Genomic DNA, 22,459 nt, shown 5'->3' with positions numbered 1-22,459 from the left:
TTCTATGAATAGTCAGGCATTGAATCGACGTAGGTTTTTGGCGACAGGTGCCGCTGCCGCAAGCATGGCCGCAACCCCTGCGTGGGCTTCGCACGAAGGCCAGCGAATCCAAGGTCAGGCCGAGCATGTTATCTCGATCTGGCTTGGGGGAGGGATGGGGCAGATCGATACGTTTGATCCCAAACGTAAGGGCGATCCAAGTAAGAAGAAAGCCGGTGCCTACTATGATTCCATTCCCACCGCCGTGGAAGGTGTTGAAGTTTGCGAACATCTGCCTAAGGTCGCTTCGATTATGGACCGAGTCACGGCTGTTCGCACGGTAAATCACTCGGTGATTGACGAGCACGCAGCAGCTACGAACTGGATGCATGTTGGCCGTCCGGTAAGCGGCACGGTTGTGTACCCTTCGCTCGGGTCGATCATCGCCCACGAGCGAGGAGCCGTCTCGGAAGCAGCGCCTCCTTACGTATTGATTGGCTATCCCAATAGTTCGCGGGGGCCTGGGTTCCTCGGGGCAAAGGATAGCTATCTCTATCTTACAGAGACGGGACGCGGGCCGGCCGGTCTATCTCGCCCCGATGCTATCACGCCGGGTCGCCAAGCGCGCCGCGAACAGTATCTCAAGGATCTTCGTGGCGTTCAGCCGGAAACGAAGGATGCTCGACTGCGTGATTACGAAGCGGCTGCTGAACTGAGCCTACGACTGAGCGGACCAGAGTTCATGAAGAGCTTTGCCCTCGATAACGAGCCGGCTGAGTTGCGGGAAAGCTATGGAGGCGAGTTCGGTCAACGATGCCTGCTTTCCCGTCGGCTGGTCGAGCGAGGCGTACGTTTTATTGAAGTGTCTCACAATCTTAACTTTTTGAATGGGGCAGGGTGGGACGTTCATAATCGGGGCATTCTTGACCAGCATAAGTTGATTCGCGAAATGGATGATGCCGTCTCAACGCTGATACTCGACTTAGAGGATCATAAATTATTAGACAAAACGCTCGTAGTCATCACGACGGAATTCGGTCGACCGCCGCAATTCGATGGTGGCGGAGGACGTGGTCACCAGGGTTCGGCATTCACTTGCGTGCTGGCCGGCGGTGGTCTGAAGCATCAAGGGGCATATGGTGAGACGAATGAGCTTTCACAGAAAATCGTTAAGGATCCTGTTTCGGTGCCAGATTTCTTTGCGACCATTCATGCTTCGCTGGGAATTGATTATGCGAAGTCACTTTACGATGGAGATCGTCCCGTACCAATTACTGATGGTGGGATACCCATAGCGAAATTGTTCGGTTAGTTGGCCTGGAAATTCGCAGCACCTCCTTTCACCTAGCCCTGGTTAACCTTAGCCAGGGCTTTTTTGCAGTTAGCTCGCAAACCTCCGCGAGCACAATTAGACTGTACAACCCACAACATACCTTCCACGATGGAGCCTCAACGATGAAATCTGTCCTCGCCACGTTGGCGTTTGTTTTTGGTGCCCTAATGCCAGCGATCGCAATCGCTGAGCCCATGTATCATGAAGTTCAAGCGGAGCTAATTAAGCCTCGTGATGGCATGGGGCACGTGCTGGCGAAACTTGAAAAAGGAGAAACCGTTCGGGTTGCATACCTTGGAGGATCGATTACGGCAGCCAATGGATGGCGAGTAAAAACGACCCAATGGCTGAAACAAAAATACCCGGATGCGACAATTGAAGAAATTCACGCAGCAATCGGTGGTACCGGCAGCGACTTGGGTGTGTTTCGCTTGGGGCGCGATGCCCTGCGGCATAAGCCGGATCTTTTGTTTGTTGAATTCGCCGTAAACGACGGTGGTGCGTCGCCGGATCGGATTTGGAAGGCAATGGAGGGAATCGTCCGTCAGACCTGGGCAGTCGATCCGGAGACAGACATCTGCTTCGTCTATACGTTTCGTGTTAACTACGAAGACCCACTTCGTAATGGTGAATGCCCTCGTGCAGCCTCTGCGATGGAGATGTTGGCTGACCATTACGGAATTCCATCGGTAAATTTTGCGAAGAAAATAGTCGAACTGGAATCGGACGGTAAGCTCGTATTTAAGAGCGACCAACCGGAAGAAGGAAAGATTCATTTTTCGAAAGATGGAGTCCATCCATTGGATGCAGGTCACGAAATCTATACGGAAGTCCTTGCTGATGCGATCGAGCAGATGGCGATCGATGCTCAGCCTGTTGACCACAAGGCCAAGCTAAAGACTGCGTTTGTGAATGACCACTGGCAAGCCGCCAAGATGGTGCCGATCAGCACTGATATGCTTAGCGGAGACTGGAAAGCACTGCCGGAAGATGCCCAACTAGCTCGGCGGTTTGGCAATCGTATGGGCCAGATTTATGAGGCAACCGAGCCTGGTAGTAAGTTGACGTTTCGTTTTCGAGGGTCGTCCGCCAAGTTGTACGACTTGCTAGGCCCTGATGGTGGTCAGGTCATCATTACCGTCGATGGCAAAACTCGAGAGAAACTCGTGCCGCGATTTGACAGTTACTCTACCTATCATCGCATCGCAACGCTGTTCTTGGCTGGCGATGTCGATCCAGAAACGGTTCATGAGGTGACCATTGAAGTTCATCCCGATCAGCCGGATCGGCAACCAGTCGCGTTTCGGCTAAAAAATCCCGAAGAAGAATTGAAGATGCCCAAGTACCAAGGCACAAAAGTCCGGGCAAGTCAGATTCTTGTTTTGGGAGAACTCGTTCCCTAAAGGAATGACGGATTGGTCAAAATAAAAAACGCCGCGTGAGAGTTTGCATGTCTCAGCGGCGTTTGGAAGTCGATATAAGCCGTCTTACGATTCAGGTGGTGATTCGGGGGTAGGCTCATGCTGATGGATCGGGGAAAGGCCTTCTTTTTGCAATAGCTTCATCACGACGTAGAAAAATACCGGCGTAAAGATTAAGCCAAAGCCAGTCACACCCAGCATGCCACTAAACACCGTGACCCCTAGGGCGAACCGCATTTCTGCTCCGGCTCCATGCCCCCAAAGTAAAGGTGCAACACCCAGGATAAATGCGAAGCTGGTCATGATGATCGGACGCAAACGGACTATACAAGCTTGGACCGTAGCTTCCAGGAGTGGCTTGTTCTCCTTCTCCATTAGGTCCTTAGCGAACTCAACCACGAGAATCGCGTTCTTACACGCTAGCCCCACTAACACCACAAAGCCGATTTGCACAAAGATATTGAGGTCCATGTGCACGATCATCACTCCGGTAATTGCTGCCAGGACACACATGGGAACCACCAGGATGATTGTGATCGGCAGTTCCCAGCTTTCATAGAGTGCCGCCAGAATCAAATAGACCAAGATGACCGCACCGATAAGTGCCGAGATCGGATTCTGAAGCACATCCTTAAACGATTGAAACTGACTTGCCTGCTCCTGCAGAAAAGAAATCTCGGTCCATTCCGCTTCCATCGAAGCAGGTAGTTCTTTTGCGGCCAGATCGTTCATCATCGTAAGAACTTCGCCTGTGCTGACGATCGGCACATTTACACCGTTGATGGCCGCAGCGGGGAAGTTGTTATAGCGATTTATGAACATCGGTCCGGTGCTGTCTTCGATGGTGCAAAGAGTACCCAGCGGAACCATGTCTCCGGTGACGCTTTTAACTTTAAATTGTCGGACGGATTCGGCGTTCACTCTGAACTTGGAATCTGCCTGAACGTTGACTTGCCATGTTCGACCAAAACGATTGAAGTCGTTGACGTAGTAGCCGCCCATGTAAACTTGAAGTGCTTCAAAGACGGCCGTTAATTCGACGCCCATGCTCTTGCACTTTTCGCGGTCAATGTCGACGAACAACTGTGGCGTGCTTGCCCGGAAGGTGCTAAATGCCACAACAATCCCCGGTTGATCCAGGGCCAAATTAGCAAGACGGTCCGCTTGGGCCTGGAGCACGGCATAGCCGTTGTCGCCACGGTCTTCGACCATCAGCTTGAAGCCACCCGCATTTCCCAGGCCATTGATTGGCGGGGCCTCGAACACAGAGACACGGGCCTCTTGGATTTTGCTGAACCTCTTGCGAAGTTCCATGGCGATATACTCGGCCGTGGTTTCTTTTCCCCGCCTTTCTGAGAAAGGAGCCAGCGAAAAGAAACCGCCGCCTAGATTAGAACTCACAGCGTTTTGCACAAATGATTGCCCTGAAACATCGACAACGTGGGCAATGCCGGGTGTCTCCAAGGCGATCTTTTCTACCTGAGTCATGACCTTGTCGGTGCGTTCACGCGAGGCAGAGTCGGGAAGTTGAACGTCAAACACCAGGTAGCCTTGATCCTGGGTGGGGATGAAGCCTCCGGGGATCACATTGAAACCATAACCCGTTAGTCCAATCAGTCCGACATATACAACGACGGCCACCGCGCTAATGCGAAGTAGTGAAGCGATGCCTCGGCCGTATAGGTTGGTCACCCAATCAAACGCTCGATTGAAGACGCCGAACACGGCCGCCAATGCGCGATTCACCGTGTGGGACAATAAATAGCCAACGACGACTCCCGGAATAAAGAGGGCGGCTTGCATCCAGAGGGCCATGCCCTCTTCGCCCTTCAGGCCGGAACCACTCAGGAAAATGCTTCCAAGCCAAACAGAGAGAACCCCACCCAATACGGCAATGCCCCACCATGGCAGAGCTTCACGATGCTTCGTATGATCTTCGCCGGGCTTGGGGTCGCGGAAAATAGATGTCGCTCGGGCTGGCGTCATCGTCATTGCGTTCATGGCCGAAATCAACATGGCCGCCGCAATGGTCAAGGCAAACTGTCGGAAGAACTGCCCTGTGACGCCTCCTAGGAAAGCGCTAGGAAAGAACACGCTGCTCAGCACCAGCGTGATCGCAACGATAGGTCCTGTGATCTCTTCCATGGCATGTATGGTGGCGTCCCGAACCTTATAACCCATTCCGATCCATCGCTCGATATTTTCTAGAACGACAATCGCATCATCCACGACGATCCCAATCGCGAGTACCAGGCCAAATAGCGTCAGATTGTTGAGCGTGAAGCCCATGACTGCCATGATTGCAAATGTGCCAATCAGCGAAACCGCCACGTCGATCAGGGGCAGCATCACCGCTTTCCAGTCTTGTAGAAAGAAGAGCACAACGATGGCAACTAAGATGATTGCGTCTCGAAGCGTTTTAAAAACTTCCTCTACAGACTGTTCGATAAACGGTGTCGTGTCGTAGCCGATTTCATATTCGAGACCGGGGGGAAACTTTTCTTTCAGCTCTTCCATCCTACGTTTTACTTGTTCGCCCACGTCTAGCGCGTTTGATCCTGGCAATTGGAAGATGCCGATACCGGCCGAAGGTTTTTGGTCGAACCGACAGATCGTGTTCAGATTCTGGGCGCCGAGTTCAACTTGACCAACATCACTAATTCGCGTGATTTGGCCGTCACTTCCTGTTTTGACGACAATATCAGCGAATTGCTCAGGCGTCTTCAACCGTCCCAATGTTGTCATGGTGAGCTGCATTTGCTGCCCAGGAGGGACCGGAGGCTGACCGATCTGCCCAGCAGCCACTTGGACGTTTTGCTCTTTCAAGGAAGTTACGATGTCGCCGGCGGTCATGCTACGCGAGGCGAGGGCATCTGGATTCAGCCAAACTCTCATGCTGTAGTCTTGTTCGCCCAGAATACCCACGTCGCCAACCCCTTCGAGTGTGGAAAGCTGATCTCGAATTTGGATCGTGGCGTAATTGCTCAGGTAAAGGTTATCGAGAATTGGCTCGCCTGTTTCGGGATCGTCTGCAGAAAAGAGATTTACGGCGAGCAAGATATTGGGGGACTTCTTTTGGGTCGTCACCCCGGTAGCTTTGACCACATCGGGCAAGAGGGGCGTGGCTTGGGCGACGCGGTTCTGAACCAAGACCTGGGCCATATCCAGGTCGGTTCCTAGGGCGAAGGTAACCGTCAACGTGTAACTACCGTCACTCGCTGACTGTGAGGACATGTACAGTGCGTCCTCGACACCGACGACCTGTTGTTCAATAGGGGCCGCCACCGTTTCTGCAACAACCTCCGCGCTCGCGCCCGGGTATTGGCATGTCACTGAAACAGTCGGCGGGGCGATTTCTGGATATTGTGCGATGGGTAGTAACCAGACGCAGATCGAGCCCGCCAGGACAATGATAATAGAGATAACCCAGGCAAAGATGGGGCGGTCGATAAAAAAGCGAGCCAGCACGTTGCTATCTTTCGTCGGTGTTATTTGGCGATCAAACGAACAAAATTGCGATGGTGATTAGGAACCATTTGGCATCGGAGCCGACGATGGGTTCGTCTGATTCACCGGTTGCTGCGAAGGTTGACTCGACATGGGGGGCTCGTTCCGGCTCACGGAACGAAGGATAGTTTCGTCAATCTTCGGGGGCTCTGGCATGGTCGTATCCTGAGGCTTGACAGGTTTTCCTGGTCGTACCAGCAGTAGGCCATTGACAATGACTTTCTCGCCTTCAGCGAGACCTTTTTTAATGACGCGTAGCAGACCTTGCTGGGTTCCCAGTTGAACGCTGCGTCGCTCGGCGTTGCCATCTTTATCGAGCACATAAACGTACCTATCACTCTGGTCGGCACCGATAGCGCTTTCGGGAACGAGCACGGCATGGTAAGGGGGCTTGGCAGCAACCTTGACACGAACAAATAACCCAGGGCGGAGCATCCCACTGGGATTCGGGACTACGGCACGAACGGTCAAAGTACCTGAGCCAGCGCTCACTTGATTTGAGCCAAAGTCGATCGTTCCAAGATGAGGATACTCAGAACCATCGGCAAGATAGATTTGGACGGGAATGTTAAGTTCTCGGAGTGAGCCATCTCCTCGTTGACCTTTCTCGGCTATTCGCTGTCGGATGTAGCTCAACATAGCTAGTTCATCGACATCGAAGTAGGCATATACGGGGTCGACCGAAACGATGGTGGTTAGAAGCGTCGGGGCGCCGACTCCACTTTGGACAAGATTCCCGTCGGTGACGTAGGTACGATCAATGCGGCCACTGATCGCCGCACTGATCGTGCAATAGTCCAGATCAACTTTCCGGGCGGCAATTGCCGATTCTGCGGCATTGACTTGAGCTACTGCTTCGTTGGCAGACGCGACGCTTTCGTCGAAAAGTTCTTGACTAACGGCACCGCTTCCTACCAGCTTTTTGTTGCGAGCTAAGGTTGCTTGTGCCAACTCATTTTTGGCGACATAGAGTGCTTTTTGGGAAACGGCCTGATCGTATTCGGCCTGGTAGGTTCGCTTATCGATCTCGAATAGAAGCTCACCTTGCTTGACCACCGCCCCGTCTTTAAATGCAACCTTCTGAAGGTAACCTGAGACCTTGGCGTAAACATCAACGGAAAAAACCGCTTCGATGTGGCCTGTGTACTCGCTGAAGTCAACCACTTCACGCTTGATTGCCGGAGCGACGGTCACGTCCGGTGGTTCGACTTTCGGCATTTGTCGACGTTGGCCACAGCCAATCACGATAAGCAAGGTAAGTGCCAGGGTGATCGTCAAGCGAAGCACGTTCAGCTTCATTATTAACTTCCTGTTGCTGTCTTTTTGATCGTAGGCGATGACGATGAACGAGGCGAGTCTCACTGGGGCCAGTCACGTCTCTTGAATTCATGTTGAACGAAGTTCTCTTTTATACCGTGACCGCAGTCAGATTACACGAGGCCAACCGAAGTGACTTATTTGAGAAACCATGTTGTTCTTTAAAAAGGTGACCGTAGTAAACGAATTCGAGCTGAATGAATTGGAGTATATTTAGCTTTGGTTGTCCGTGAGGATCAGTCAGTCTGTGTGTTTTAGGGGGAACGCGATGGCTCTCGTAACCACCAGGTGAGTTATTTGGACTACCACCGAATAGACTGCCCCGATTTATTGGGCGTGATCTTGCCTATATCATCGGCCAGCTTTCTTGAGTCAACAGACCGGTCACTCGTTTAGATAAACGAATCTGAACTTGATAAAATTATTGTGAGGTTGAGTAAGTATCGAATAGCTTCGGACTCACCCAGCCAGTTCGAAAGACTTTCTTCTAGCACGATCAAATTTTGCAGCCAATTATTGCAGATGGTCAGCCAGCAGTCGGTGATCTCGCATGCCCCATTCACTTGGATCAGGATGAGTTGATGTGATAAGGAGAATATTCTTCAAATACCGAGAATCTAAATAGGCAATCGGGGCCACTGTTTCCATACCGTGAAGCTAGGTAATTAGGCGTCCGACTTAAGCGAAAAAGGACAACGAATAGGTAAAAAAACGCATTGTTCCCGGCGAATTCCGTAGTCTTTCGGGCGATGTGCCGATATACTAAAAAGCGTAGGCCCCACCCCCCATCTTGCAAGCGTTCCCGCCAAGTCCATTATTTGCATTGCAGCAACTCCGTTTGCGAGTTTCACTGCGAAGAGGGATCGAGTATCCCCTTGCCATGCATTGAGCAAATAATTAAGGCAATTGACCTCCTTTGATATGCGGAAGGATCGATCATGCTTACCCGTAGAACCATACTGCAAGCAGCGGCAACCAGTGCCGGCGTCGCGCTAGGTCTTCCGTTGACTGCCCAGCGGCTGGTCGCATCATCTTCAGAGAGCACCACGCCTAAGCGAATCATCTTCTTTATGCAGAATCAGGGTTTCGACCCAGCGACCTGCATTCCCAAGGGAATTCATAACAGTGGTTCCTTAGCAAATGCCGAGTTGCCGGAGCCGATCAGCCCACTCGAGCCATACAAAGATCGCCTTCATATTATCAACGGCCTGCATGGCCTACATACTAGTCCTTCGCATAGCGCGTTCTTCGGCGCGTTGGGCGGTTACCGTGGTGGGGATGGCGTTCCGCCGAGTGCAGCGACTATCGACTACGAGTTGAGCAAGGCGTTGCCTCAGACGCTCTTGCCTCATTTGTGCATCGGAATGGATTCGATTGAAAACATGACGTCGAAGCCGACTCTGGCAACACTTTCTGCAAGTGGTGCCGGTCAACCGATTTTTATGCACTCGAATCCCAATCACCTGTATCAGATGCTGTATGGGAGCATCTCGACAGGCGATATCCGTCTTCAGCACGAAGCACGCTCCAATGTTTTTAATGAGATAGAAGGTCTTGCCGCCGCCAAAGGGCAGTCACTGCCTGCTGGAGACGGTCAACGCTATCGACAGTTTGTCGACGGATTTCAGGATATCAACGGCTTGCGTGAACGTCTCGATAAGGTTTCCGGCCACTTACAAAAATTTGCGCCTGAGGTGGACGAGCGGTATACCCAGCCAGAATTTGAGACCGATTGGCACGATGTCTTATTGGACTTAGGGATTTCGGCACTCACCTCGGGGATTACGAACACGTTAACCATCGGATCAGGTCGCGGCGAGATCTTCGGTGCCTGGAAGGGGTTGGGGATTGAACAACAGGGACACAACCTGGGGCACATGAAGCAGCCTGACAATCCAATTTGGATCAAGATTCGCCAGTACAACAGTCGCATGTTGGTGAAGATCATCGAGTCGCTGGAAAGCGTTCCCGAAGGTAGCGGATCAATGATGGACAACACGCTGATTGTTTACACCAGTAACAATGCGGATAGTCAGCATACCCGGGGCACAAACTGGCCGGTCATGTTGTTGGGGAGTTTCGATGGGGCATTCAAGACGGGTTGCTTTACGCAGATTGATGGCAACCGTCCAATCAACGCACTCCATACCACGCTTCTGCGGGCAGCAGGTGTTACGTGCGATCGCTTCAACATGGATGACAAGCTGGCGCAAAAGTTCGACGATGGCAACGGACCGCTCAAGGAACTGCTGGTATGAGCAAGCTCGCATTCGCTTGGTTCGGGATGCTCTGGTGTGGCTTAATCGCAGTGGCAAACGCCGAGACATACACGCCTGGCCAACGTGTTGAAAAAGACTTTCGTAGCTTTGCGAAACCCCTTCTGACTACCTATTGTGGGGACTGTCACGGAGAGAAGGATCCAGACGCAAACGAAGGGAATTTTTCGCTTCATGACCTGGGCGTTGTCGATGACCTGAATGCTGAGGCTTGGAATACGGTTTGGGCACAGGTCACCTTGAAGCAGATGCCCCCCAAGGACATGACTCAGCTGGAAGTCGTCGAGAGGCTACAGCTTTCTGACTGGATCGTTCAAGAGCTTACACACGTCTTGAAAGACAAAGGCGGGTTCCAGGCCCATCTTGATCCAGGCAAAGGTAACTTTATCGACCATGATCTGCTTTTTGGGCCATTGCCGGATGACATTCAACTCCGGCCAGCGTCATCTCCTGCACGTATCTGGCGGGTGACACCTCAAGAGCACATTACGCGATTGAACGAGTTGATCAACAGTGAGCCGGAGTTTAATCCTTCTAAGCCCGGTCTGCGGGCTCATGGCGACGCCGTCCCTACGAATCACGGTGGGGAATTGAAGCTTTACTTCGGCATCGATCGCATCATTAAGTGGCAAGGAGGAACCGTCGCTTACGCTACCGCAGTAAAAAGCGTTCCAGCCGTGCTATCCTCGGCACGAGATCACGGGTTGAAGAACTATCCTCACTTTCAAACGGTTAATAGTGCCGAAGCGATTCAGATCATCAGCATCGCCGACAACATCATTCGCTACATGGCCTACGGTCCCCTGAGTATCGCCGAACCATATCAAATTACGGATGATCCGAACTCAATTCGAGATAAGATGCAGGGAGACCTTCGCGGCCTGCCTACTTCGATTGTCTACAGTACCAAGGTTGTGCGTCCACTGACGCCGGTGTATGAATTGATGAAGGAGGAGGGCACCGACGAAGCCAGCGTGCGTCGGGCCGTCAATTACCTTTTCGAGGCACTCACGTTTCGCCCGCCAACGCCCCACGAGTCTGACGCCTATCTCGCGATTGTTCAGCAGTCTATCGACAAGCTTGGCAAGGAAGACGGAGCCGTTCTTGGTTTATCTTCAATCTTCCTTGATCGCGACTCGTTGTTTCGGACGGAACTTGCCGCTGGAGGCCAGCCTGATCGTTACGGGCGCGTGATGCTCAGAGACTGGGAACTCGGTTTAGCGGTCAATCATGCGTTTCGTTACCTCCCGCCTGATGAACCAATGCGTGATGCAATCGCCGAAGGGCGTATGAGGACCAAGGCTGACGTTAAACGAGAAGTCGAGCGGATGTTGGACGACGACAGCATTCGAAAACCACGCATTTTACAGTTCTTCCGCGACTACTTTGACTATGACCTTGGCGGCTACATCTGCAAAGACACCAAGGCCCTTGCGGATACAGGAGCTAAAACCGGAGATGGGTACTATCGCTCTATGTTCGATGCGACCGCGAGTACCGATCGCTTGATCGAATTGATTCTCGCGGATGACAGGGAAGTCCTTAAGCGATTGCTGACTACGGACAAGGTTGCTGCGACGAAGGGTGACAATCAATTTTTTGGTAAGCGACGGACTCAAAAGGAAACAGCCAGGGCGGCCGCCGAATGGAATAAGCAGTTCAAAGCTGAAATCGATGCCTGGCGGAAAGCGAATCCCGGAGAAGATCCACCAAGGACGCTGACAAGCAAGCGAAATCGGGTGAATCACAAGGTCAAGGAAGCGAATCTAACGGGCGAGCCGTTGCACGCTCGCGTGGGGCCGCGGAGCTTCGGCAGCGGGTCCATGAAACCAGAGCGTGTATTGGCTACCGTGCCTGAGGGGCAGCGTCTTGGCATCCTGACGCACCCTAGTTGGCTCGTCTCTCACTCTGATGCCATGGACAATCACGCCATTCGCCGTGGGCGATGGGTGTACGAACGCCTGCTCGGTGGTGGCATTCCTGATGTTCCCATCACCGTAGACGCCATGTTGCCGGATGAACCTCGTAACACCCTGCGTGAGCGGATGCGGGTGACTCAAGAGTCATACTGCTGGACATGCCATAAGAAGATGGACCCATTGGGCTTGCCCTTCGAGATGTACAATCACGCCGGGATCTTCCGAGAGACAGAGCTTGAGAAACCGGTCGACACTTCTGGCGAGATCATTGATTCCGGAGATCCTGATTTGGACGGTGAGGTTGCCAACGTGATCGAGATGATCAATAAGATCGCACAAAGCGAGCGTACCGAGCAGGTATTCGTTCGCCACGCATTTCGGTTTTGGATGGGACGTAACGAGACACTCAACGACCGGCCTGTTCTTCAGGATGCATATCGGGCTTATAAAGAAAACGGAGGGAGCATGAAAGCGATGCTGACATCGCTGCTTACGTCCGACGCTTTTCTCTATCGCACAAACACAGATCTCGACGCGGGCGGAAGCTCCAACTGATGAGTGTCCTTGGTGGAGCTTCTTGCGGCTCTGGACGGGACTTGGATCGGAAGTCTGGCAGAGTCGCGAAACTTCCTTAGTTTGAGGCCCCCCCAGCACGGATGTAGCTTCGCATGCGAACTCAAGGGGTCGTAGCAACGGGGCGCTCGTGTAAGCGATTCTCTTGATAGGCTTCGATCAGACGTTCTAACATTTCGATTCGAAAACCAATTCGTTGACCGCGTTCCGTATCGCGGGTACGCCGAGGTGAATCAAAAACGCGAATGTTTTGAACTTTGGGGATGATATCAACCCCATCCCGAATGGCTGCTTCTACGGATTCAAAGTGAGAATGTTGGGCCAGGACAATGCGGTCCGTTTCCAGTACCAGCGTATAACCATAGTCACCGTATGCTTCGGAGAACGCTCCGTCTATCGTAATAGCCTTACCGCTTCGTTTTAGGGGGGATTCACCGGCTTCGACTTTGACTGGAACATGGCCATTGACGATCAAGCTCCTGTCGGCCTCCATGCCAAATTCCTTGAGTATCTTGTCGCAAAAATCCGATTCGTGGATAAGCGTGAAATAAGTGTTCTTCGTCTCGTTATGTGATCGTTTGTCTGCAATAAAGTCGCGTTCCAGAGTCGCGATTCGGTCTTTTCCGAACAAAGGTGAACTCGGGCCGCTCCAAAGGTACCACAGGAAATCTAAATCGGCTTGTTCCGAGTTAACAACAGCACGACGAACGATGGTTTCGATTTCCTCGAACATGGCTCGTCCTGAGACAGACTTCTGGTCGATGGTGATCGGCAGAAAGTTGCCTTCAGCATCGACCGGTACGCAGCCATGGAAGATCAGGCACTCATCTCGTTTTAGGTACATCGAGCCATGACCTACCATAAATCGCATCTGTTCCCGCAGTTTTTGGCTATTCAGAAATGAATGCTTCAAACGCGAGAGGCAGGCCGATTCCTCCTCGCTCAGTTGATAGGGATTATCTGGGTTGACCGTTGGGAAGTTGTTATCGCGTAGGGCGTATGTCTGGCCGTCAAGTTCAATGGTTCCCTCCTCATGATTGATGCGGTGCATCAATCTTCGATGCCCCAACTCCCAGTGAGGGTTTCGCTCGATCATCTGACCTTCGAGCTTGAATTGCATAATCGCTGCGGCTTTTTGCATTCTTGCAACGACTTCGTTGGGACGCATGCCTTGACCTTTAGGCATGAAGAACTCGGCAGGGTCATCGGAGTAGATGGTACGTGCCAGGTGTTCCAGAGGTGTCAGTGGAACGCTATACCCTTCATCTAACTGGCCAATACGTCGATATCTTAGCGACACTCTTAATACCGTACAGATCGCGGCTTCATGTCCAAGCGAGGCAGCCAGCCATAATACGTCGTGATTACCCCAGATGAACTCGACATTGGGTTGCAAGCGGAGATAGTCCATGACTCGGTCGCCGCGTGGTCCTCGGTCCCACAGGTCGCCAGCGATAATTAATTCGTCTACCGCTAAATTACGAATTAATCGGCCCAGCAGGTGGACTAGGTGCAACGCTCTACCTCGTCGAACAAGTTCATCGAGGATTGCTCCGATGAATTCCGGCCCTCGTTCCGTGGAAGGCGCGTGCATCATTTCTAGTAGTAGTTCGCGATATTCTGCCGGGAAGAGATTGGTTGCCAACCGAAGGCTAAAATTTGAAACAAGATAACGCAGCAGTTCTAGCTGAGGCATCAGCATCTGTAGCGCGTAAGCTCGAATCTCTTCCGGTTGCGTAAGCATTTCTCCGACACGCTTAGTCAATTCGGCCGGATAGAAGGTTAGCTTTAGGAACTCCTCCAACTCGTTCGAAGTCATCGAGTCGGCGAACATCTCTTCGACCAGTGGACGGAGCGTTCCCGAAGCGTTGTTGATGACGTGCTTCAACTTCTTGTCTTCACCGTGGATATCGCTGATCACATGTACTACCCCTTTGGGCAAACTTTGCACTGCAGCCAGTCGCGCGGTCTCTGCGATGGCCGCATCAGCATTTGGGAACTGCAATGCCAGCAATTCCAGTATTGAAAGATCCGCTTTAGGACGCTTAAAAGAGTGAGATGTGGTTTGCACGGTGATCTTGCGTCGAAACAATGGAAACGCGACTACCGAACCGCTGAAAGCGTTGCGGCAGGCCAGACACACGTGGTGTCTTTCAGCTGAGATAGAAAGCTGAAAATAGTTTACGAATATTGTCGCGGGGGTGCAAACCGTCGAAATTAAACAGGGCTGTGGCTTACAATGAAGTTTAACCAAGCCAACCAAATTTAGAGGCTGATTATGAGTTCCATGAAGATTGTTGCCATTGTCTTGACGTTATTCGTTGGGGCGAGTGTTTTGGCTGAAGAACCGATTGCCACGCAAAGTGAAGTCGATTCGTCGGATGGCTTCACGGTGAAGAGCCTTGCTGGCAAACGCGTGGTATTCCTCGGAGACAGCATCACGCAGTCGGGCGGATACATCACCTTCGTCGACTACTACCTAAAGACGATTTATCCCGAACAAGACTTTGACGTCTGTGGCCTCGGCCTATCGAGCGAGACACTTTCTGGACTTAGCGAAGACAATCATGCAGGCGGTGCTTTTCCGAGACCATGCTTGTTTGAGCGTCTCGGACGTCTTTTGGACCGAGCAAAGCCTGAGGTTGTTTTTGCCTGCTACGGAATCAACGATGGGATCTATCAACCGCTCGATTCAGAGCGTTGTTTGGCTTTTCAGAATGGTGTTAATAAGCTCATAGAGCAATGTCTGGCTTCGGGAGTTGAGCGGTTATTCATTGTTACTCCTCCCATCTACGATGCGAATACGAAGCCTGGTGAATTCAACTATGATTCGGTGATGACAAAATACGCGGCATGGGAAATGACACTCGATAAACCATTTGTTCACGTCATTGATTTGCATTCCGCCATGCGTAAGTCGCGCGATGCTCGAACCGAGGTCTATTCCAAAGATCGAGTCCATCCCGGGGCCGAGGGGCATTTGTTCATGGCGCAAACGATTTTGGCTGCTCTGAACGTTCCCATTCCAAGGCAGTCACTCGATGCGATTCAGGCCGATCCGATCTATAAGCAGGTCGACAAATTACGAAAGCATCGTTCTGCCAATTGGATGAAACACATTGGCTATACCCGCGAGAAGACCGTGCCGCCACAACCTTTAGGAGATACAAAGGAAGTGGCTGCCAAGATGAAAGACACGATCGACCAGATGCAGAGAAAAGAATAGACAACTGAAACTAGCCAATCGTAACACGCGATGAGTGTGGCTACTCGACGCGCGTCCTGAGCGTAAAAATCATAGTTGCCCGTGACTAGGCAACTTTCTTCAGGCACGCATCAGACGCCAACGGTTTCTTGGCGACGATTCCATGATTTTGGTAGAGCTGCATGAAATTGTGGGTCTGATGTCTCCGTGTCGTGGGCACAGGAGCAGTGAAGTGCAAACGTGTGTCGGCGAATCCAGCGGTCTCGACTAGAAACGCTAATTGATACGGCTGAATGGGACGAACGTGCGTTTGATCGGTATGAAAAAAGCTAAGTGATTCAAAGCAGAAAGGATTGGGCGTCTCAAGTAATAAGAAACCGCCAGGAGCAAGCTTTTGATAACTAGCTCGCAGAAGCTCTAAAACTACCTCAAACGGCATATGTTCGATGACGTGAAATGCCGTTATTCCGCACAGGCTACCATCGGGGGTCTTTTGAAGCTCATCGATGGCGTCTCCATGGAGAGCTTCTAACCCAAGATCCTTCATCTTTTTGATCATCAAGGCACTCTTATCGATTCCGACCGCGCGGAATCCCGCTTCATTTAGAACTTGCAAGAGTTCTCCTCGACCACAGCCGAGATCCCAGACGGGAAGCGAATGAATTGATTCATCTACTTCAATCGAATCCAGGATTTCGCGTTGTTCCTCGCGTATCTTATCGACCGGGCCGCGAAAGAACATTTGCATGAGAAGGTATTGGTGCTCTTCATCCGAAATGCCATCTTCCTCTGCGAGGAATTCGGACATCTCTTCCCGAGCCGTGCTAAGCCAATTTGCGAGTGGGTCAGAGAGAAATTGGATTGGGGGTAGGGGGGGAACCGAGAACAGTTCGTCTTGTAGTTCCTTGATTTCGCGTCGCTGCTCGGCATTCGTTAAACGAGAATAGATGCTTTGTCGGATCGATCTTATGCGACGTCGTGCCTTATCACGGATTCGTTTTAGCCATTTCACGTCACACTCTCCTAGTATCAGCGTTTATATCAGGGGATCGTCTGAGACTAACGGTCTTCGCAATACGTCAGAGGGGGCGTCGTACCAGACGTGGTCGAGAGGGATTAGAGTCGTTTCACTTCAACCGGCTCTCTTCACAATGCGAGGCGGTTGTAAGAGATCAGATATGCCTGGGTCAATACTAATATCCAGCGGTCGCTTGGCCCTACGGCGACCTAAAAGTGCTGCGAGCCTTAAGCGGCATCTGATAGTTCGTCATGCAAAAAGGGGGTTTCCCCGTCTGAGATTCCATTGCAAATCGTATCCAGGGAGGCACACTTGCCGACCTTGAGCTCGTCGAGAGTTTTGAACGCCAGGCGAGCTCCTGATACTTGAAACTCGTCGCTCACCCCGTAGAGAGGGAAGTCCATCATCAATTTGAAGAAGTAGTGGTATGCATACTTGGTAGCGAGACCGATAGAATCAGGCACTCTGCTGGGAAGTTCCGTGACCCGATCGAGAAGCTCAAAGTACTCTTCCGCCGATTCGACATCATGGGAATAGCCTTTGCCACGATTAAATGTTTCGCCTGCAACGATCAAAGGTACGCCTAGCATGGCGATTTCGACGCCCATCCGGGCGCCATAGATAAGGGCCGCACTGCTCATCTCGGCCAAAGTATACGAATTCATTTTACTTTCCGGTGGAATGATTTTCACGTTCGCCGGAAGTTGGCTAAATTCTCGCTCTATCTCGGCGAGAATGGGCTGATTGGTAGGCAGTGAGCCTCGACCACCATTGGCTTCGGCCGGATGAATGCGAATGACAAGTTGCACATCGCCGCGTTCGCCAAAATAGGTGATCGTGCGATTGAGCCAATCCAGCATGTTGTCAAACGCGTTATATTGATAATAAAGCTGAGCATCCCACAACACATTGGTGAAGAGACTTACTACCGGAAGATCGCTTCTTAGGCCTAGCTCCTGTCGGATCGCATCCGGCGAATCGATAGAGTCTTTGTAATACGCTGCATACTCTCGTCCACCAAGTCGCTTTCCAGCGATGTACTCGTTCATCCGTGCGCGGCGGGCTGGGGTAAGCGCGAGGTTTTCCCACAGATGCTTGGGTTCGCTGATTAAAGTGCGATGGTAAGTGTCTTTGTGTGAGAGCCAAATCGAATTCTTCCGGAGTGGTGTCCCGTAGACGACGACGGGAATATTATGTTTCCGGGCTACTTCACAGATCGTGCCATGGGTTACATAGACGCCATGGATTGCGACGACACGTTCAGGCTTCACGTCTTCAATCAGACGTTCCATTAAGTCCACCACCATCATCGAGGCAGCTAGATATCTACGGCTTAGGGCTCGGGTCTCAGGATTGTCGATAAGCGTGCCGCGGCGTTGCGTGCGCACCGTCGTAGAGTAGGCGTGTTCGCCGACTGCGATGCCCAAGTAGTTAAAATCACGATGTTCTTCAAAAGGAATCTGGTCAACGATCTTTAGAATTCGCGAAAGATCTTCCGGCTTCGAATAGTCGCTGAATGCGCACGTCTCGATGGGCAACGGATCGTATCCCTGCCGGCTATCATGAGCGCATTTGATACAGATTTCGGGTCTGGCCGCGGCGGCGTTATTGGATTCTACATCTTCGTACGGTTCGACGAACTTGGCATTGGGATTCCATTCGCAAGCTGGAAGAGTCTGGTCGCAACGCAGCATGAACGGGTTTTCACCACGCATTCGCAGCGCCATCGCGAGGATTGATTCCAGTACTAGACATTGTTCGGTGCTCCCCCATGAGGTCGCAAACAATACCCGCGTCCCCGTCGGGGCCGGTAGATTGTTAACGATGTGGGAACTGTCCTTTAAGACTTGCTGCCACTGCAGCCGCACGCCCAGTTCCTCGACGACATTTAAACTCGCTTGTTCAGGCGGCGGATTGATCATCCGCTTGGCATACGAGGTATAATTGCGAACAAGTTTGGTAAGTCTGCTCATCTGCTTGATCCTGTCCCAGTTGATTCACCTGGAGGCGATACAGAACTTTCTTAGGCAACTAAGCGTTCTACTTGACGCATGTCTTCCAGTGTGTCGATGCTCACAAGAGGCTCTTCGATCACAACTGCGCCGACTCGGTCGCCCATGATGGACTTCTTCTCTAGCAAACACGAGCGACTGATCGCGTATGCCGCCCCGTTGCGGGTATAGGTTGGCTGAAGCTGTTGACGAGCGATGATTTGTCGTCCCCGCTGGTCGAAATGATTCAGATTGCCGTGTGAATCTATTTGCAATTGTTTAAGAGGGTGATATTTCAGATCGGTAGGCGAGACGGTCCAAACCGCGTCATAATCTCCCTCGGCGAAACGCTCAATTGTTTGGGTCACATGCTCAAGCTTTCGCTGTGGGCATGTTGGCTGTAGCATGACGATGATGTCGTAGGCAACATTGTCAATCTTCTCTGTTTCAATAAGGGCATGCTGCAGCACTTCCAAATCGCCCACGCGATCGCCGGAAAGCGTGGCAGGACGATAAAAAGGCACATCGAGACCAACTGCACGCGCTTCGGCAGCAATCCCTATGTGATCGGTCGATACGACGGCACGATCGACGTAGTTCAATTGCTGGACGAGTTCAGCGGTATAATGAATGAGTGGCCGACCAGCGAGCGGGCGGATATTCTTCAACTTCACTCCCTTGCTGCCACCGCGAGCCGGAACGACAACAAGCACTCGTTTATCTTGGATCATTTATGCAGCCTTGGCGTTGGGGGCGATTGTTTCTAAGACCCCGATCAAATCGTTGAGTCGAACAATTTCAGTGGGTGCAGGCTTGTCGAAGTCGGTAAAGCCGTTTCGAACCCCGATGAATCGGCAGCCAAAATCTATCGCGGCGTTCCAGTCTCGTTGACCGTCGCCGACAAACGCGATCTCGTCCGGTAGGCAGTTTTCAGCCTGCCGGACTTTTTCTAGATTCTCGATTTTCGAGGTCGGTGAACCAAAGACACCATGAAACCGATCGAACCAGCCTCGTCGGTGAACAATTCGTTGAAGAGGTTCTTCGAGGGTGGCAGAGTTGATATACAGTGGTATCTTGCCTGCGAGTTGATCAAACAACTCTGAAACTCCGGCAACCTCGGAGCATTCTGCGACGGCCGATTCACAGTGCCTGTTGTAAAGCTGAGCGTACTGCTCGATACGACTAGTTCGCTTTAGCTCATCGGGTACCTGGTTCTGTGCCAGCAGAGTATCCAAGACCGCACCGATAACGTCATATCTGTTTCCGTCATGGTTTTGGCGAATACAAGTGTTGATCTGATTCGAAGAAATCTCGACGTCGTTAAAAATTCGGAAGTACGCATCCCGTTTGATAGCGTTAGAAGCGACCAAGACCCCATCGAAGTCGAACACGATCGTACGAATTGTTGAATTCATTTTGGTTTACCATCCTTGACGAAATGGGATCTCATACGGCAGGTCGGCAAAATCCGTAGAGGTAGTCTGACTTCTTTTGCGATTCAAGGGTCGACTTCCAGACGTCATCAAAAACGGATCCAAGAGCTGCGCCGTGATCGTTCCCTGTTGGTTTTCCGTCGCGCAACCATGCTGCAAAATTAGCGAATCCAAACCTCTGAACGTAGTGTGGCTCGAAGGTCATTCCACACTTGATTGAGGCCGAGCGTAAGCAATCTTCGTCGAAATACCACGGATGAACCCAACGGTAAAAGAACGATCGATAAGGATCCCCAGAGAATTCAAGCAATGCGTCTCGGTGATTAGGAGTGCTTAAGACGAGGACTCCGTCAGGCTTCAGAAGATGCCCTATGCTGGTTAGGAATTCGACTGGGTCGTTAACATGCTCGATAACGCTGAAACAGACCGCTACATCGACTTTACCTGCCCACTCTTCTGACGCCGCTGCTAACGAGGAGTAAGCGCGATGTCCCCGCTCACGGAGAGAAGCATGATACGACTTGCCAGGTTCGATGGCGATCGATGTTTCTGCTAACCCCTTCGCGACATCTAAAAACGAGCCACCTGCACAACCAATGTCGGCGATGACTTTGCCTCGAATGGAGGTGCCTTTCAGGAATCGGGCTTTGTCAAATTGCTCGTCGTCGTGACGCGAAAAGAAGTCTTGAGGATCCGCTTTTTCGCCTACATCCTCGCGATATTCGTCCGACTGATAATAGTCCTCAAGGTTCGACTGCCGTGGTGGCAAATGGCTAACCCCACAGTCGATACATCTCCATACGGTGCCATCGTCATACTTGCCAAATACGCCGTCCCGTACTGGCCCTTCGTATTCTATTTTCCACTCGGTTGAATTACAGATCGGGCACATTTGTATCATCGCAGATTGCATGGCTAAGCAGCCATCCTTCGAATTGGCTTTGCTGGACGGATCTGGTATCGTCCCCATTGATTTACCCGCGTTTTTCGCGAGTCGCTATCCATGCTGTTTATCGATTTGTCCTCGTAAAACGAGTCACACAAACCGTGTTTACTTGAGATTTCCTCGAAGATCACACCACTGTCCGTCCAGAACTCGTGCCAAACACCCTGTTGAACGAGTTGCATATCGCCGGGGTAGAGCGTGTAATGTCGATCCTCTACCAGTAACTCTAGCTTGCCGTGCAGAACCACAAACGTCTCTTCCTTGGCTTTGTGGTAATGAGCCGGGTGTCGTTGCCCGGGCAGTTGTATGATAAGCTTCTTGCAGTATTCACGGTTAACAAACGTGATTAACGTGGCACCGACTTTATGGAAATTACGGACACCAAAGTGGTGGGAGAATTCGGTCTCGAAAGTCGGCGGCAGCGAGATATGAGCCTCATTCAACATCGCCTTCATGCCATGGATGGCCGAGGTGAGCGTCTGGGTGTCGTCTGGTTTTGGGCGAATGGCGGACTCTGTAAGTACGGCTTGGTCTTTGGTTAAGTCCGTGCTAGCGACGATCCCTTCCGACCACTCTCCCGAAGTCAATTGGCCTTCGTTCAGCGGCATCGCAAAATAAACATCTTCGCGTGTGATTAGTTGTCCTTTCGCAATCGGCCGTCGCACATAGATTCCCCGCATCAAGCTGCGAAGAGCATCTGTTTCTTCAGATTGAGGCGGTACTCGTTCGAGTGACCCGCAAATCTGTCTTGCTTCGATCGCTGCTTTCATCCATCGATCGACTTGTGTCGGCGTCGACGAATACTTGTTCAACTTGATCGATTCCGTTTCAATTCCAACGTGCCGCTCGAGCATGCCGGTGCCAAGCCCTGTTGCGATTTGCACAGGACCCGTTTCATCTGGTTCCTCATGGGTCGAAAATCCGATTACCTTATCGGGGTAGCGTCGTCGAAGAGCACTGATCTGATTCAAGTGTAAGTGCTCTTTGGGAGTAGGATAGATCGAGACGCAGTGCATAATCGCGAATCGCACACGGCGATGGTCGAAGAAGCTTACGACATTATCGATTTGCTTCATGCTCAGCCCGCCAGTGCTGAAGATGACGGGTTTGTTGGCTTCGGCAATCCGTTCCAGCAGTGGCCAGTCCGTAGCGGAGCAACTAGCAACTTTCAGGATGTCGATGTCGAGATCGGACGCAAAGTCCACCGATTCTTCGTCGAATGGCGTGGCCATGGTGAACATTCCATTGGCACGCACTTCGTCCACGAGTCCCGCAAATTGCTGGTTCGATAGACGCGTCGACAGAAAGCGATCAACGTGCCTATTTGAGCTTTCTTCGAGATGGTCGGAATGAATGAACGTGTCGAGATTTCGAAATTGGAACTTTAATGCGGCGCGAACGCCGTTCTCGTTAACGACGTCCCCCATCGCTCGAATGATGTTTGTCGCATGTTCCGGATCGCCTTGATGGTTGTTTGCCAAGTCAAGTACGAAAAGACCATTGAAGTTGAACGGAGACACGGGAACCTCACCTAACCAAGT

General features: G+C 51.7%; 14 protein-coding genes. 5 read left to right on the top strand and 9 right to left on the bottom strand.

Annotation, left to right across the window (positions count from 1 at the left end):
- Positions 1 to 4 precede the first annotated feature (4 nt).
- Both HOV93_RS00240 and HOV93_RS00235 read left to right on the top strand, forming a co-directional pair.
- Positions 5 to 1,291 carry a DUF1501 domain-containing protein gene (locus tag HOV93_RS00240; RefSeq protein ID WP_207394443.1) on the top strand — a complete coding sequence of 429 codons (1,287 nt, stop codon included), beginning with the start codon at positions 5 to 7 and terminating at the stop codon, positions 1,289 to 1,291.
- 143 nt (positions 1,292 to 1,434) lie between these two features.
- A complete protein-coding gene (locus tag HOV93_RS00235; protein WP_207394442.1) occupies positions 1,435 to 2,715 on the top strand; it encodes a GDSL-type esterase/lipase family protein in 1,281 nt (426 codons plus the stop codon).
- An 84-nt stretch (positions 2,716 to 2,799) separates the two neighbouring features.
- Here HOV93_RS00235 and HOV93_RS00230 read toward each other — a convergent pair whose 3' ends face one another.
- Both HOV93_RS00230 and HOV93_RS00225 read right to left on the bottom strand, forming a co-directional pair.
- The gene (locus HOV93_RS00230; protein ID WP_207394441.1) at positions 2,800 to 6,201 is read right to left on the bottom strand and encodes an efflux RND transporter permease subunit; all 3,402 of its coding nucleotides are present in this window, start codon (positions 6,199 to 6,201) and stop codon (positions 2,800 to 2,802) included.
- A 57-nt stretch (positions 6,202 to 6,258) separates the two neighbouring features.
- Positions 6,259 to 7,539: an efflux RND transporter periplasmic adaptor subunit gene (locus HOV93_RS00225; protein ID WP_207394440.1), complete on the bottom strand. Its 1,281-nt coding sequence runs from the start codon at positions 7,537 to 7,539 to the stop codon at positions 6,259 to 6,261.
- 956 nt (positions 7,540 to 8,495) lie between these two features.
- Between HOV93_RS00225 and HOV93_RS00220 the strand changes: the two genes are divergently transcribed.
- The gene (locus HOV93_RS00220) at positions 8,496 to 9,815 is read left to right on the top strand and encodes a DUF1552 domain-containing protein (RefSeq protein WP_207394439.1); all 1,320 of its coding nucleotides are present in this window, start codon (positions 8,496 to 8,498) and stop codon (positions 9,813 to 9,815) included.
- Positions 9,812 to 12,307: a DUF1588 domain-containing protein gene (locus HOV93_RS00215; RefSeq protein ID WP_235989639.1), complete on the top strand. Its 2,496-nt coding sequence runs from the start codon at positions 9,812 to 9,814 to the stop codon at positions 12,305 to 12,307. The genes HOV93_RS00220 and HOV93_RS00215 overlap by 4 nt, the downstream gene beginning before the upstream one ends.
- 121 nt (positions 12,308 to 12,428) lie before the next feature.
- Here the strand turns inward: HOV93_RS00215 and HOV93_RS00210 are convergent, their stop codons facing one another.
- Positions 12,429 to 14,468: a fructose-bisphosphatase class III gene (locus tag HOV93_RS00210; protein WP_207394438.1), complete on the bottom strand. Its 2,040-nt coding sequence runs from the start codon at positions 14,466 to 14,468 to the stop codon at positions 12,429 to 12,431.
- Positions 14,469 to 14,603: 135 nt separating this feature from the next.
- On the opposite strand from HOV93_RS00210, the gene HOV93_RS00205 reads away from it, so the two are divergent.
- Entirely contained in the window at positions 14,604 to 15,551 is a 948-nt protein-coding gene (locus tag HOV93_RS00205) for an SGNH/GDSL hydrolase family protein (protein WP_207394437.1), read from the top strand.
- Positions 15,552 to 15,636: 85 nt separating this feature from the next.
- Here the strand turns inward: HOV93_RS00205 and HOV93_RS00200 are convergent, their stop codons facing one another.
- From HOV93_RS00200 to HOV93_RS00175, 6 genes are all read right to left on the bottom strand, one after another.
- Positions 15,637 to 16,542: a class I SAM-dependent methyltransferase gene (locus tag HOV93_RS00200; RefSeq protein WP_207394436.1), complete on the bottom strand. Its 906-nt coding sequence runs from the start codon at positions 16,540 to 16,542 to the stop codon at positions 15,637 to 15,639.
- A gap of 233 nt (positions 16,543 to 16,775) precedes the next feature.
- Positions 16,776 to 18,521, bottom strand: a complete 1,746-nt coding sequence (locus HOV93_RS00195) for a hypothetical protein (RefSeq protein WP_207394435.1) — start codon at positions 18,519 to 18,521, stop codon at positions 16,776 to 16,778.
- Positions 18,522 to 18,571: 50 nt separating this feature from the next.
- Complete coding sequence (locus HOV93_RS00190; RefSeq protein WP_207394434.1) at positions 18,572 to 19,270, bottom strand: acylneuraminate cytidylyltransferase family protein; 699 nt, start codon at positions 19,268 to 19,270, stop codon at positions 18,572 to 18,574.
- Positions 19,271 to 19,954: an HAD family hydrolase gene (locus tag HOV93_RS00185; RefSeq protein ID WP_207394433.1), complete on the bottom strand. Its 684-nt coding sequence runs from the start codon at positions 19,952 to 19,954 to the stop codon at positions 19,271 to 19,273. It abuts the gene before it with no gap.
- 31 nt (positions 19,955 to 19,985) lie between these two features.
- Entirely contained in the window at positions 19,986 to 20,885 is a 900-nt protein-coding gene (locus HOV93_RS00180; RefSeq protein WP_207394432.1) for a class I SAM-dependent methyltransferase, read from the bottom strand.
- Between the two features lie 2 nt (positions 20,886 to 20,887).
- Positions 20,888 to 22,438 (bottom strand): N-acetylneuraminate synthase family protein, encoded by a 1,551-nt coding sequence (locus tag HOV93_RS00175; RefSeq protein ID WP_207394431.1) that lies wholly within the window; start codon positions 22,436 to 22,438, stop codon positions 20,888 to 20,890.
- Between the last annotated feature and the right edge of the window lie 21 nt (positions 22,439 to 22,459).

Origin of the sequence: Bremerella alba, assembly GCF_013618625.1 — a bacterium.
Taxonomy (GTDB): domain Bacteria; phylum Planctomycetota; class Planctomycetia; order Pirellulales; family Pirellulaceae; genus Bremerella; species Bremerella alba.
This window is presented reverse-complemented; position numbering and strand designations above follow the sequence as displayed.

Excerpts from the sequence above, each read along its gene's own strand:
- HOV93_RS00240 (WP_207394443.1), top strand. The coding sequence starts at position 5 with ATGAATAGTCAGGCATTGAATCGACGTAGGTTTTTGGCGACAGGTGCC.
- HOV93_RS00235 (WP_207394442.1), top strand. The coding sequence starts at position 1,435 with ATGAAATCTGTCCTCGCCACGTTGGCGTTTGTTTTTGGTGCCCTAATG.
- HOV93_RS00225 (WP_207394440.1), bottom strand. The coding sequence starts at position 7,539 with ATGAAGCTGAACGTGCTTCGCTTGACGATCACCCTGGCACTTACCTTG.
- HOV93_RS00220 (WP_207394439.1), top strand. The coding sequence starts at position 8,496 with ATGCTTACCCGTAGAACCATACTGCAAGCAGCGGCAACCAGTGCCGGC.
- HOV93_RS00215 (WP_235989639.1), top strand. The coding sequence starts at position 9,812 with ATGAGCAAGCTCGCATTCGCTTGGTTCGGGATGCTCTGGTGTGGCTTA.
- HOV93_RS00205 (WP_207394437.1), top strand. The coding sequence starts at position 14,604 with ATGAGTTCCATGAAGATTGTTGCCATTGTCTTGACGTTATTCGTTGGG.
- HOV93_RS00195 (WP_207394435.1), bottom strand. The coding sequence starts at position 18,521 with ATGAGCAGACTTACCAAACTTGTTCGCAATTATACCTCGTATGCCAAG.
- HOV93_RS00190 (WP_207394434.1), bottom strand. The coding sequence starts at position 19,270 with ATGATCCAAGATAAACGAGTGCTTGTTGTCGTTCCGGCTCGCGGTGGC.
- HOV93_RS00185 (WP_207394433.1), bottom strand. The coding sequence starts at position 19,954 with ATGAATTCAACAATTCGTACGATCGTGTTCGACTTCGATGGGGTCTTG.
- HOV93_RS00180 (WP_207394432.1), bottom strand. The coding sequence starts at position 20,885 with ATGCAATCTGCGATGATACAAATGTGCCCGATCTGTAATTCAACCGAG.